This window comes from Rhizobium sp. YJ-22 (assembly GCF_029601685.1).
Taxonomy (GTDB): Bacteria; Pseudomonadota; Alphaproteobacteria; order Rhizobiales; family Rhizobiaceae; genus Metarhizobium.
The window spans coordinates 1-13,193 of the sequence record NZ_JARRIR010000020.1 but is presented as its reverse complement, the minus strand read 5'-3'; the positions used below and the strand labels follow the sequence as shown (position 1 = coordinate 13,193).

10 protein-coding genes are annotated in these 13,193 nt (G+C 65.7%); 4 read left to right on the top strand and 6 right to left on the bottom strand.

Annotated features, from left to right (window positions below):
• Window positions 1-18 precede the first annotated feature (18 nt).
• From fhuB to P7F60_RS27555, 6 genes are all read right to left on the bottom strand, one after another.
• The gene (fhuB, locus tag P7F60_RS27580) at window positions 19-2,025 is read right to left on the bottom strand and encodes a Fe(3+)-hydroxamate ABC transporter permease FhuB (protein ID WP_277920809.1); all 2,007 of its coding nucleotides are present in this window, start codon (window positions 2,023-2,025) and stop codon (window positions 19-21) included.
• Window positions 2,012-2,902: an ABC transporter substrate-binding protein gene (locus tag P7F60_RS27575; RefSeq protein WP_277920808.1), complete on the bottom strand. Its 891-nt coding sequence runs from the start codon at window positions 2,900-2,902 to the stop codon at window positions 2,012-2,014. The genes fhuB and P7F60_RS27575 overlap by 14 nt, the downstream gene beginning before the upstream one ends.
• Window positions 2,899-5,334 (bottom strand): TonB-dependent siderophore receptor, encoded by a 2,436-nt coding sequence (locus P7F60_RS27570; RefSeq protein WP_277920807.1) that lies wholly within the window; start codon window positions 5,332-5,334, stop codon window positions 2,899-2,901. Before P7F60_RS27570 ends, P7F60_RS27575 begins: the two co-directional genes overlap by 4 nt.
• Before the next feature lie 147 nt (window positions 5,335-5,481).
• Window positions 5,482-6,432: a FecR family protein gene (locus P7F60_RS27565; protein ID WP_277920806.1), complete on the bottom strand. Its 951-nt coding sequence runs from the start codon at window positions 6,430-6,432 to the stop codon at window positions 5,482-5,484.
• Window positions 6,433-6,515: 83 nt separating this feature from the next.
• Entirely contained in the window at window positions 6,516-7,043 is a 528-nt protein-coding gene (locus tag P7F60_RS27560) for an RNA polymerase sigma factor (RefSeq protein WP_277920805.1), read from the bottom strand.
• 396 nt (window positions 7,044-7,439) lie between these two features.
• On the bottom strand, window positions 7,440-8,306 hold the full coding sequence (locus P7F60_RS27555; RefSeq protein ID WP_277920804.1) for a LysR family transcriptional regulator: 867 nt from the start codon (window positions 8,304-8,306) through the stop codon (window positions 7,440-7,442).
• Between the two features lie 256 nt (window positions 8,307-8,562).
• On the opposite strand from P7F60_RS27555, the gene P7F60_RS27550 reads away from it, so the two are divergent.
• From P7F60_RS27550 to P7F60_RS27535, 4 genes are all read left to right on the top strand, one after another.
• Complete coding sequence (locus P7F60_RS27550; RefSeq protein WP_277920803.1) at window positions 8,563-9,675, top strand: betaine/proline/choline family ABC transporter ATP-binding protein; 1,113 nt, start codon at window positions 8,563-8,565, stop codon at window positions 9,673-9,675.
• Window positions 9,672-10,907, top strand: a complete 1,236-nt coding sequence (locus P7F60_RS27545; protein WP_277920802.1) for an ABC transporter permease subunit — start codon at window positions 9,672-9,674, stop codon at window positions 10,905-10,907. The genes P7F60_RS27550 and P7F60_RS27545 overlap by 4 nt, the downstream gene beginning before the upstream one ends.
• A 32-nt stretch (window positions 10,908-10,939) precedes the next feature.
• Window positions 10,940-11,959 carry a glycine betaine ABC transporter substrate-binding protein gene (locus P7F60_RS27540; RefSeq protein WP_277920801.1) on the top strand — a complete coding sequence of 340 codons (1,020 nt, stop codon included), beginning with the start codon at window positions 10,940-10,942 and terminating at the stop codon, window positions 11,957-11,959.
• Window positions 11,960-12,039: 80 nt separating this feature from the next.
• Entirely contained in the window at window positions 12,040-13,074 is a 1,035-nt protein-coding gene (locus tag P7F60_RS27535) for an LLM class flavin-dependent oxidoreductase (RefSeq protein WP_277920800.1), read from the top strand.
• Window positions 13,075-13,193 lie beyond the last annotated feature (119 nt).

Below are 13,193 nucleotides of genomic sequence, written 5' to 3'. Positions count from 1 at the left end.
CGAGCCTGCTGCAAGTTTTCAGCGATGCCGGAATGCCCATATCAGATAGGGGCCGCCGGCCAGGGAGGCGAGGAGGCCGGCGGGGATTTCGTAGGGAAAGACCAGCAGGCGGCCGGCGGCGTCGGCAAGGATCATGATGCCGCAGCCGAGCAGGGCCGAGAGTTTGAGATGGGCGCGCGCATGGCGCATGCCCATGGCGCGGACCATGTGCGGCGCCATCAGGCCGACGAAGCTTAAGGGGCCGATGGTCAGGCTGGCGATGGCCGAGAGCGCGCAGGTCAGGAGCAGTAGACAAAGGCGGGCCGGCAGGGCGATGCCGAGAGAGAGGCTTGCCGCGCCGCCGAGTGGCAGGATATCCAGCCAGCGGGCGGTCAGGAGGGCGGCGACAAGGCCGGCGCAGGTGCCGGCAAGCGTCAGAAGCGCCGCGTCGGGTGAGACGAGGCTGGTCGAGCCGAGCATCCAGGTCTGCAGGCTTTGCAGCCGTGGATCGGGCAGCAGCGCCAGCAGGCCGGAGACGGCACTGAGGACGGAGCCGAAGCCGATGCCGACCAGCAGCATCCGGTTCGACGACAGGCCGGAACGGCGGCCGATCGATACGATCAGGCCGAATGCCGCCGCTGCCCCGGCGATCCCGCCGAGCATGGGGCCGGCGGCGAAGCCAGCCGGCAGGACGAACAGGGCGAGTGCCGCCCCGATAAGCGTGCCGCTGGAAATTCCGAGCGCTTCCGGGCTCGCCATGGCATTTCCTGTCATGCGCTGCAGGATGGCGCCGGCAAGGGCAAGTGCCGCGCCGCCGGCGCCGGCGCCGACGATGCGCGGCCAGCGCCAGGGAAACGCGGTGGCGAACTCCCGCATATCGGGCAGGCGCCAGCCGCCGGCATCGGCGGTGACGGTCGCGGAGAGGGCGATGATGAGCCCGATGCCGATCATGAGCAGGGTGGTTCGAGCCCGATGTCCTCCAGTCGCCATGCTTGCCGGCGTGCCGGCCGGCGGCATCGCCATCGGGAGCGGCTTGCGCAGCAGCCAGAACAGCAGCGGCGCGCCGAGACATGCCGTGAAGGCGCCGGCGGGCAGGGCGTGGGCGAACGGCCCGAGCGCGATCAGGGTCTGGTCTGCGAGGAGCAAAAGAGCGGCGCCGAAGAGTGCCGACAGCCATAACCGGTTTGCCAGGCCGGCCGCGCCGAGCCGGCGCGCCAGCCACGGGGCGGCAAGGCCGATGAAGCCGATCATGCCGATGCCGGCCACGATGACGGCCGCCAGCCAGGTGGCGAGCCCCAGGCCGATCAGCCGCAGGCGGCGGATATCGGCCCCCAGGCTGGAGGCCGCCTCGTCCTTCAGGTTGAACAGCGTGAGGGCGCGGGCGGAGGGGACGAGGGCCAGAAGCGCAGGCAGCATGCCGAGCGCGAGCCAGCCGGTGACGCTCCAGTCGTTCTGGCGCAGGCTGCCGGATCCCCAGAAGGACAGCGAAACGAAACCATCGCGATGGAAGGTCACGAGAATCGAGGCGAGCGAACCGAAGACCAGATTGAGCGTCATGCCGGCAAGCGACACCGCGACCGGCGAAAGCGCCTGCCGCCAGGAGGCGGCGAGAACCAGCGCAATCGCTGTGCCGGCTCCGGCAATCGCAATCGCGAACTTGCCGGCGAGCAGCAGGCCGGGCCAGAAAATCGCGGATGCCACCACCGCCAGATAGGCGCCGGAGGAAACGCCGAGCGTCGAGGGTTCGGCAAGGGGATTGCGCAGGATCTGCTGGAACAGCGTTCCCGACAGCGCCAGCCCCATGCCGCAGAGCAGGGCGACGGCGATCCTGGGCAGAGCGCTGTAAAGGGCGATCACCGCTGGCAGTTCGCCCATCCCGGCATGTCGCACGAGCGCGCGCCAGGCAAGGCCGGGAAAGGCCGCATCCAGATTGAACGCGGTCAGCAGCAGCGCGACAACCACCGCAGCGGCGGTCGCGGACAGGGCGATTGGAAGCTGGCGCCTTCCGCCGTTTTCAAGGGGTGCCAGATTGTCAGGCGATGGCATTGGTCAAGGCTTCGGCAAAGCGCAGCGCCGTCGGTAGTCCGCCGAAGCCCCAGAGCGAGGCAAGGCGATGGCTTCTGCCCGCCCGCACGGGGGGCAATGCCTGCCAGAGCGGGCTGCCGGTCAGGGTTTCATCGGGCGAAAGGCCGGGAGAATCGATCAGGATTAGCGTGGCATCCGGATGCTCCGCCAGTTGCTCCAGGCCGACGACCGCCCCGCCCCAGAGAAGGCTCGGCGGCCCCGGCCATGCGTTTTGCAGGCCCAGCCGGGTCAGCGCGCCGTCGAACAAGCTGCCCGCGGTGAAGACGGTGAGGTTGGTTTCATCGATCATCTGGACGAGGAGGCAGGCGGTATTCGCCCCGGGCCGAAGCCGACGGCGCAGCATCTCCAGCCGGGCGTCGCATTGCAGCACCAGCCCGTCCGCCCTTGCCGGCATGGCTGCGATCGTTCCCAGTTTCCGTGCTGCGTCGCGGGCATGGGCGAAGGCATCGCCCGCGCCGGTATAGATATCGACCGTCTCGACATCGGCGCATCGCTCCAGCGCCGGCCGCAGATTGTCCTGCCAGGACTGGATGATGACGATATCGGGCGACAATTGCGCCAGATATTCGAGGTTCGGCGCGCCCTGCAGGCCGATGTCGACGGTCGAGGCCGGCGTTTCGGGCTGCCGGACGACGGAATCATAGAGCGCGGTTTCCGCCGCCGCGACCGGCGCGACGCCCATGGCATACAGAGTCTCGCTGACGGCCCAGCTTAAGGATACCAGCCGCGGACCGGCGGCCTTCGCCGGGTGGGGCCGCAGGGCCATGGCCGCCGCGGCGCCGGACAGAAACTGCCGGCGCGCGATGTTGCGAAGGCCTGCAGGGGCCGCCTGGCTCACCACTTCACCGAAATCGTCCCGACGACGGCGCGACGCTCGCCATAATAGCAGAAAGTGTCGCCGTCGCAGGTTCCGACATATTTCTTGTCGAAAAGATTGGTGGCGTTGAGCGCGAAACGCCAGTCCTTGTAGTCGTAATGCACGGCGGCATCGATGAGCACGTAGCCCGGAATTTTCAGCGTATTGGTGTTGTCGCCGTAGCGGTCGCCGACATAGCGCAGGCCGGCGCCGAAACCGAGACCTTCCGCAGCTCCCGTCTCGATGGTCTTGTCGAGCCAGAGATTGGCCATGTGGCGGGGAACGTCCTTGGGACGATTGCCGCGAATGGTCTCGTCCTCGTCCCTGGTGATCTCGCCGGCATTCAGCGAATAGTTGGCAATCAGCTTCAGGCCGTTGTCGAGATCGGCGACGCCGGAAAGCTCCATGCCGCGCATACGCACGCCGCCGGTCTGCGTCTGGGTGGCCGGCGGGCCGGGATTGGTGGAGGTCACGTTCTCCTGGTCGATCGTATAGAGCGACGCGGTGAAATAGCTGTCGGAGCCGGGCGGCTGGTATTTCAGACCGATTTCATATTGCTCGCCGGTCGTCGGCTTCAGAGCTTCGCCGGTGGTCGCGTTGAGGCCGGGCGTCGGCTTGAAGGAGGTCGCGTAGCTGGCATAGGGGGCAAAGCCGTTGTCGAACAGGTACAGCACGCCGACGCGGCCCGTCAGGTGGCGGTCGCTGTTTTCCACGCCGGTGCCGTCCTCGGCCAGCAGGTCGGCGTCGCGCGTTAAGGCCCAGTCGTAGCGCAGCGCCCCGGAAATCCGCCAATTGTCGAAACGCATCTGATCCTGCACATAGACGCCGGTCTGGCGCAGGTGGTCCTCGGTGGCGAAGTCGACGTCAGGAACCGTGAAAGGCTGGCCATAGACGGGGTTCAGCACGTCGAGCGGCGAGGCCGTGCCGTCGCGCTCGTACCAGCGGCTGTGCGAGCGCATATGATCGATGCCGGCGAGAAGAGTGTGATCCACGGGGCCGGTGTCGAATTTCGCCTCCACCTGCGTATCGACGGCAAAGTCATGCAGGCTGGCATCGGCGCCAAGCGTCCAGCGGTCGAGTTCGGTCGTACCCGGAAGATAGCCGGCAGTGCCGATCTGCTCGATATGGGTGCCGGTGTTCGAATACCGCAGGTTCTGGCGGACGGTCCAGACGTCGTCGAAGCGATGTTCGAAGGCATAGCCGATCGACTGGCTGGAGCGGGCGATCGTGTTGAAATCGGGCTCGCCGATGAACAGATCGGTGGGGATTTTGCCGAAGGAAGCGTCGTAGAGGGTTCCGAGCGCCGGCAGGTTCTGGACCAGCACGCCGTCGTCCGAACGCTGGAATTTCGGCAGGACTGTCAGGGTGGTGTCCTCGTCCGGCTTCCAGGTGAAGGCGGGAGCAAGATAGTAGTTGCGGGTATCGACCGAATCGACCTGGGTATCGGCGGCGCGCGCGACACCCGTCAGGCGATAAAGCAGGGTGCCGTCATCGGTCAGCGGTCCGCCCAGATCGAAGGCGCCGGAAACGCCCTTCGGCGATTCCACCTGAAGCTGGAATTCATGCAGCGGCGTCTCGGTCGGCCGCTTGCTGACCGCGCTGACGAGGCCGCCCGGCGTGTTGGCGCCGTACAGCGAGGACGCCGGGCCGCTCAGCACCTCGATGCGCTCCAGGCCATAGGTTTCGAGTTTCGCCGACAGCAGCGTGTAATAGGTGTTGGTGGTCAGGCCGTCGAGATAGGGATTGCTGTCGGCAAAACCGCGCACCATGAAGCGGTCGATGCGCGAGTCGGTGCCGCCATATTCCTCGGCGACCACGCCCGGCGAGTAGCGCAGCGCTTCGCCGACGCCTTTCGCCGCTTGGTCGCGCACCTGCTGCGCCGAGACGACAGAAACGGATTGCGGCGTTTCGATGAGCGGCGTCGCCGTCTTGGTGCCGGTCGCGCTCTGTGTGGCGACGATGCCGTCGACCGGCCCGAGCGCATTTTCCTGTCCGCCCTGCACGATGATCGGCGCGAGTGTGGTGGCATTGCCGATATCCGCCGATCCGCTCGCCGGCTGGCCGGCGATCGTCACCGTCGATGCGCTGGTGAAGCGGTAGGTCAGGCCGGTTCCAGCCAGCAGTCTATGCAATGCCTGCTCGGGGCTCAGCCGGCCGGAAAGCCCGCCGCTCTGGCGTCCGGCCACCAGTTGGGCTGGAAACAGCAGCTTGAGGCCGGCGCGATCGGCAAAACTGGTGAGCGCCGAACCGAGCGGCTGCGCCGGAATGCTGTAGGCCGTCACCCGGGATGATCGGCCTGCCGCATCCTGCGCCATCGCCGGCGCCTGTGCCATGACCAGCAACGCCGCCACCGCGACCGAGGCCATCAGCACCGTTGCGGGCCTTGCCCCGCGCCCCGTTTCAACTTTCTTCATGCAACGCCTCTTCGACCGTGACTGTCCTGGCCGGACGGGTCGGGTCCGGCAGCTTCTATCGGTTAGACGAAGCCAAGCCGGCGATCTTGCAGCGAAAGATGAAGAGAATTTTCAAGATTTTTGTAGTGGATTGATATCACTTGCCTATCAGGCGCTGCGGATGATCGTGACCAACGGCAATTCGGTCACGCGCACCGGCAATGTCTGGCGAATGGTGGTCAGCACCGATTGCGGATCGGTGAGATCGAAGACGCCTGACACGGAAAGGCGCCGCAGCGCGGCGCCGACGAGAACGATCCTGCCGTAGCGGTAGCGCTCGACCTCGGCGACGACATCGGTCAGGCGGCGATCGTTGAAGACCAGCTTGCCGCGCCGCCAGGCCGTTTCGGTGTCGGCATCGACATCCGCCACCTTGGTCAGCCCGCCCCTTCCATCGTAGAGGATGCGTTGGTTGGTCGTCGCGGTGACGGCGCGCCCGGCAGCCTCGGCGCTGACCGAGACATCGCCATGCAGGATGGTGACGGCCACGTCATCGGGGCGGATATCGACGTCGAACTGGCTGCCGGCGGCCATGGTCTGCCCGCCGGCGGCCGAGACCAGAAACGGTCTTGCCGGATCGTCGGCGACCGAAAAAGCGGCCTGTCCCTCGGTCAGCGACACCAGCCGCCGCGTCCGGTCGAAGCCGACCGAAAGGGCGGAGCGGGCATTGAGCTGTACGGTCGATCCGTCGGAAAGGGCGATGGTCTTCCATTCGCCGATGCCGGTCGCATAGTCCGAAAGGAGGGTCAGCCGCACCAGGCCGGACTGCACGAGGCCGCCGCCGACCAGGCCGACCGCCCCCAGGCCGAGCACGGCGCGGCGGGTCATCCTCGCCCGGCTCTTGCCGCGGGCGTCGCCGCGGATCGTGCGGCCGGCGGCGCCGATGCCCTGCCAGATCGCCTCGGCCTCGCGCGCGGCCATCTCGTGCCGGCGGTCGATCGCGCGCCAGCGGGCGAAAGCCTCATGGTCGGCTGGCGTCTCGTGGCCGGAATGCAGCAGCACCACCCATTCAATCGCCTTGTCGCTCAAGGCTTCGTCGATCCGTTCGGAAGAAGTCATGCGGGCGTTCCAGGCGGGGCGTTGCAGTTCGTCATCTTACAGGACGAAACGGGAAGGCGGAACTTGCAGCCCGGCCGTCGATATTATTCCGAAAGCGCCCGAAAGACATCGCGGCAATGGCGCAGCGATTGCGCCAGATACTTTGCGACCATGCTTTCGGAAACGGCGAGCCGCCCGGCGATCTCGCGGTGGGAAAGCCCGTCGCAGCGGCTCATCAGCAGCGCGGCGCGCGGCTTTTCGTCAAGCTGCATCAGCGCCCTGACCAGCGCACCGAGCCGCTGCCGGTCGATGAGGACGGTTTCCGGCGATGGCGCCAGATCCTCGATGGAGGCCAGAATACCCTCGTCATCGACACAGCGGTTCTGATGGCGCCGCTCGCGGCGGATGAGATCGATGGCGATATTGGCGGCGATGCGCATCAGAAAGGCATGGCGATCCCGGATCGCCGGCGGCTCGCCGAGATTGGCGACCCGGATCCAGGTTTCCTGCAGCGCATCGTCGGCAAGCTCGTCCGAACCGGTGCGCTTGCGCAATTGTGCACGCAACACACGCCATTGGCGCAGATAAAGCGCCATGAGATCGTCTCTGATGCCGTCCGCCGCAGCGTTCATTGCGCCCACCGACCCCTTTAGCCCCCTGTTCGCCGTTATCGGTCCACATGTCGGATACAGAGATGGCAATCGCAAAACATGTATATGGTTGTCAAGTTATATGGGGGATGAATGCTTGCGGATCGTTTTGCACAATTCGATTTTCCGAGCAGGTCGATGCAAATCGCGATCATCGGTGGCGCTTCTGGCCGGAAAATCCGAAGGCGAGCATGCTTTTCGTAGAGGAAAAATGGAGAATTGAAGTTCGAAGTCCACGAGTCGTTCCTTTTCTGGCAATGACCATCGGCCCCGTAAAGCGCGGCGGCGCATGCGGCTGTTGTTGTTTGCGGGTTTGTGCCGGTTGCGCCGCCTTAGGCGGTGGTCAGTTCCAGGCGGCTATAGGCGCCTTGCCGGCGCTCAGCGCGACTCCGGCGCGAGGTCGGCTATTGCCTGCTGGAAGCGCGCATGCACGCCGTCGAACCATGGCCAGCCGGCCGTGCGGATCGTATTGCGAACCAGGTAAGCGGTGCGCCGGAAACGCGGCGCCGCCTTCACCTCGAACAGCCGCCCGGCCTCCATTGGCTCCCGGGCGATCCGATAGGGCAGGTAGGCCGAGCCGCCCCATCTGAGGATGTGGTTCAGGGCGAAGACGCCGTTGGTGAAGGTCACGACGGCGGTGTCGTCGACGGGGAAGGCCTCGGCATGCCAGCGGCGGAATTCCTCGCCGTAATCGACATAGACATACATCGGATCCCAGCGCATCAGGTCGCGCTCGACGGTCGCCACCTCGATGAAGACGTCCTCGAACAGCGGGCTGATCGAAAAGCCCGTCGCCGGCAACGGCTCATAGGCGATGGCGATATCGACCATCGAATTCGCGATCCAGGGGCGCATGTCCGCCTCGCTGCCGCTTTCGACATTGACCGCGACAGAGGGGCAGTCGGAGCGGATCATGTTGAGCCAGAACTCGCCCGCGCCGCTCCACAAGGGATCTGTGCAGCCGAAGTTGCAGACGTCGTCGAAGCCGCGCGGCAGCGAGGTGTCGTGGCGCGCCTGATTCCAGACCTGGACGAGGATTTGCGCGTGCTTGACGAATTTGGAGCCGGTCGCCGTCAGTTCGGCGCCCGACTTGATGCGCCGCAGCAGCTTCTGGCCGAGCATGTCCTCCAGGGCGTTGATGCGCGCCGTCACGGTCGATTGCGTCACATGGAGCTTGGCGGCGGCCTTGTTGAGGTTGCCGGTTTCCACCACGACGAGAAATGTCTGCACATGCGAAAGGTTCATCGGCTCCTATCTTCCCGTCATGGCTAAAATTCGAAAAATCCGAATATTATTGCCATAATAATTTGATTTACACGATTGTTGCATTCTGTCAATTTTTTCCTGTCGTCGTGGCGGGGAGATCGCCCCGCATCTCGGGACGGCGCGAAAGCTTGAAGACGATCGTCGTATCCGACCCGCCGGCCGATGCCGGAGGCGGGATCGAGGCGACATGCGCGGAGCGCGCCGGCGCCCTGCTTCCTGTCATCGGTGAGGTCGAATGAACGCGGTACCCAAGATGCACTTCGAGACGTCTCCTGCCGCCGGGCTGTCGAAACCCGTCGTTTCCTGCCGCGATGTCTGGAAGGTGTTCGGGCATCGTCCGACCGTCGAGCGCATCCTGGACGACCTCCGGGCCGGCAGGATCGATGGCGAGCGCGCCCGCCGCGACCATGGCTGCGTCGTCGCCGTGAACGGCGCGAGCTTCGACGTCTATCCGAGCGAAGTCTTCTGCATCATGGGCCTGTCGGGCTCCGGGAAATCGACGCTGATCCGCCACGTCAATCGCCTGATCGAGGCGACCTCGGGCGATATCCTGATCGACGAGCGCTCGATCAACGCCCTTGATGCCAGGGCGCTTCGCGATCTTCGCGCCCGCCGGATCGGAATGGTGTTCCAGAACGTCGCGCTTCTGCCGCACCGCACGGTGGAGGAAAACACCCGCCTGCCGCTGGAACTGCGCGGTGAAACCGAGGCGGCTGCCGATGCCGCCGTGCGGCGGGCGCTTGCCATCGTCGGCCTTTCGGGCTGGGAGGATCGTTTTCCGCGCGAGTTGTCGGGCGGCATGCAGCAGCGTGTCGGTCTGGCGCGAGCGCTCGCCGCCGATGCCGATATCCTGCTGATGGACGAACCCTTCAGCGCCCTCGATCCGCTGATCCGCAAGCAGTTGCAGGACGAATTCCGGCGGCTGGTCAAGACGCTCGGTAAGACCGCGCTGTTCATCACCCATGATCTCGACGAGGCCATCCGCATCGGCGACCGCATCGCCATCATGCGTGATGGACGGATCGTGCAGACCGGCACGCCGGCCGAGATCGTGCTGGCGCCGGTGAACGATTATGTCGCCCAGTTCGTCGAGGGCATCTCGCCGGTCCATTTCGTCGATGCCCAGCGCATCATGGTGTCGCCCGCCCGCTACGCCATCGACACCCCCATGGGATGGCCGGTCGCCGGGCGCGACACCCGGCTCGACCGGCTCATCGAATTGCAAACCGAAAGCGGCAGCCCGATCGCCATCGTCGAGGGCGCAACCGTCGTCGGCGCGGTCGGGGCGCGGGAAATCCTCCTCGCCATGCGCGGGCGCGGCGAGCGACAGAAGGAGACCTGCGCATGACCTTTCAGCCAGCCGGGGCGACGACCATCGCTGCGAAAACACCGGCGTCGGAAACCGCCCGCCGAAACCAGCCGCTTCAGTCCTTCGACCTGCTGGTCGGCCCGCTGTCGTTTTCGCAGGCGACGCGGCGCGGCCTTGCCTTCTATCTGCTGAGCGACGGTATCGCCGTCTGGCTGGCGACAACAGGGCTGGTTGCCCAGGCGTTTGTGCTTCTCGGCCTGTCGCGCCTTCTTGCCGTCGCCTTCGGCCGGCTTGCCGCCGGGCGGCGCTCCGCGCGGCGCGGTCTCGTGGCCGCGCGCCGGCCATGGCTAGAGGCGCTGCTCTATCTCTTCACGCTTGCCGTCGTCGCGGCGGCCAACGGCACGGGGTCGTTTGCGGCCTCGCTCTCCGGCTTTCCGGCCTCGCAGGCCCTGCGGGTGAGCGCCGCGACCGCCATCGACGCGGCGGTCGGTTATCTCACCGTGCAGGGCGACGGTTTCTTCCGCGTTGTGACGCGCGGGCTCCTGTCGCTGCTCAAGGGCCTGGAGGCGATCCTGACGCTGACGCCCTGGCCGGTGCTGTTTGCCGTGATCGGCTTCGCCGCCTGGAAACGCGGCGGCCCGATGCTGCTCGCGGTGGTCTGGGCGGCGCTCGGTTATCTCGGCCTGTTCGGATATTGGGCGGAGGCATTGCAGACCTCCGCGCTGGTGCTGGCCTCCTTATGCGTCTGCCTCGTCATCGGCATTCCCGTCGGCATCCTGCTGGCGAAAAGCCCGGTGAGCCGCGCCATCGCCTCGCCGGTCCTCGACCTGATGCAGACGATGCCGAGCTTCGTCTACCTGCTGCCGGCCGTGGCCTTCTTCTCCATCGGCAAGCCGCCGGCGTTGATCGCCACGGTGATCTTCGCGCTGCCGCCGCTCGTCCGCCTGACATGCCTCGGCATCGAGCAGGTGCCGCTGCACGTCCGCGAGGCGATGCAGGCCCATGGGGCGACGCCGTTGCAGACCCTGCTCAAGGCGGAACTGCCGCTGGCGCTGCCTTCCATCCGCACCGGGATCAACCAGACGATCATGATGTGCCTGTCGATGGTGGTGGTCGCGGCGCTGATCGGCGGCGGCGGGCTTGGCTACAACGTGCTCTTCGCGCTGCAGAACGTCCAGTATGGCGAGGGCATTCTCGCCGGCCTCGGCATCGTCTTCTGCGCCGTGCTGTTCGATCGCCTCGCGGGCAGCGGCCGCAAGGGCGGCGCTTGACAATCACTTCCATAGAACAGGGGAAATTTACAATGCAGATGAAAACATGGATCCGCGCGCTGGCGATGACCGCCGGGCTGACATTGTTGCAATCGGCTGCCAGCGCCGGTGAGAAGATCGTGCTGGCCGACCTGACTTGGGACGAGCCGCGGGCGGTGAATGCGGTTCTCTCCGAAATTCTGACCACCACCTATGGCGCAGATGTCGGCCTGATCGCCGCCGACCAGACGGCCGTCTTCGCGGCGATGGCCAAGGGCGACGGCTCCGTCGACGTGCATCCGGCAGTCTGGTCCGGCGCACAGCAAAGCAATATCGACCGTTTCGTGACCGGCGAGGGCAAGGTTCGGCTCAATGCCAAGCCCTACAACGCGACCGATGGCTTCTACATCCCTCGCTTCTTCGCCGAGAAGCATAACATCAAATCGATCGAGGATCTGAAGAAGCCGGAGATCGCCGCCCTGTTCGACATCAACGGCGACGGTCGCGGCGACTACTGGCCCGGTGCGCCGGGCTGGGGCGTCACCAATATCTATCGCATCAAGGGCGTCAGCTACGGGCTGGAAGCGCTCTACGATCCCATCGTCGCCTCCGACGCCTTGCTGAAAACCCAGCTTGCCAGCGTTGAGGCGAAGAAGGAGGGCGGGTTGCTGTTCTATTACTGGAAGCCCGAAGCCCTGCACCAGGCCTACGACCTGGTACAACTCCAGGAGCCTCCCTTCGACGGTTTTGCGATGGACAGCAAGAAGGGCACGCCGGAATACAAGGCCGACGGCTGCTACAATTATGTCGACCCGAAGGAATCGCCTGACTGGCTGACGAAAAGCCGCATCACCTGCGCCACCCCGCCGCAGCCGATCTACATCGCCTATTCCACATCGCTGGAGCAGCGGGCGCCCGATATCGCCGCCTTCCTGAAACGGGTGGCCATCGAACCGGAGGATGTCGGCGCCTGGATCTACGCCATGACCATCGAGAAGAAGGAACCGGCGGCGGTGGCCAAGGAATGGGTGGCGGCCCATGCCGATCGCGTCAAGGCCTGGACGGAAAAATAACGTGAAATCATGACATTGACATTGTCCGGCTGCCGGCCGGGCAATGCTGCCCTCAAGACATGCGACGAGGAATTGCTCCCGTGGATTTCAATTATTTCCTGACAAGTTACCTGCCCACGAAGGAATACGGGGGTGAGCGGCTTTATAGCGACATGGTCGAGCAGGCGGTGCTGGCCGACCGTCTCGGCTTCCGGTCCGTCTCGATCCCCGAGCATCATCTGGTCAACGTCCTGCTGGTGCCCTCGCCGCTGCAACTGGCGGTGAAGATCGCGGCGCTGACCAGCCGGGTGGAGATCGCGACGGCCATCGTCGTCCTGCCGATCCGGGACATGCGGGTTTTTGCCGGCGAGGTGGTCCAGGCGGATATCCTGTGCAAGGGACGGTTGACGCTTGGGGTCGGGCGCGGCGCCTTTGCCTATGAGGTGGACCGCCTCGGCACGCCGATTGCCGAGACGCGGCAGAAATTCGACGAATCCTTCGACGTGCTCTGCGCGCTGCTGTCGCGGGAAGAGGTTTCCTGGGACGGCAAATACTACCGCTTCGAGCCGATCACGGTCATGCCGCGCCCGGTACGGCCGATCCCGATGATGGTCGCCGCCATGGCGCCGGAGGCGATCTACAGCGCCGCCAGCCGCGGCCTCAGCGTACAGACCACGCCGTTGCAGGAATCCCATTCCGTGCTGCTGGAACAGGTCGATGCCTTCAAACGCGGCAAGGCGGCGGCCGGCGAAAAGGGCAGGGGCAGCCGGCTGTCGCTGCAACGCGTCGCCTATGCGGCGCGCGACGAGGCAGATGCGAAGCGGTGCATCGCTCTGATCCATGACTATTACAAGCGCTTCGACAACGTCTTCTCCGGCCCCGGCACCGTGCGCAACGGCCTGATCGAGGCCCTGCCGCGCAAGCAGACGATCGAGGAACTGACCCGCAACGTCCTCGTCTGCCCGCCGGGCGAGTTGGTCGACCGGCTCGGCGCCTATGAAGAGGCCGGCATCGACGAGGTCATCCTGAGCGGCGGTTTCGGTCAGAGTCAGGCGGAGATGCTGGAGATGATGCATCGCTTCGCCTCGGACGTCGCTCCGCATTTCGCCCGCAGCGGCCTGACCGCCGTCGCCTGAGCGTGAGGGTCGGCGATGACGGGGTCGTCAATCCGCCGGCAGGACGGCGTTGACCAGACGGATGCATCCGTCGAGGCCGTTGCGCATCGCGCCGTCGTCGTGGCGGCGCTCCCAGTCGA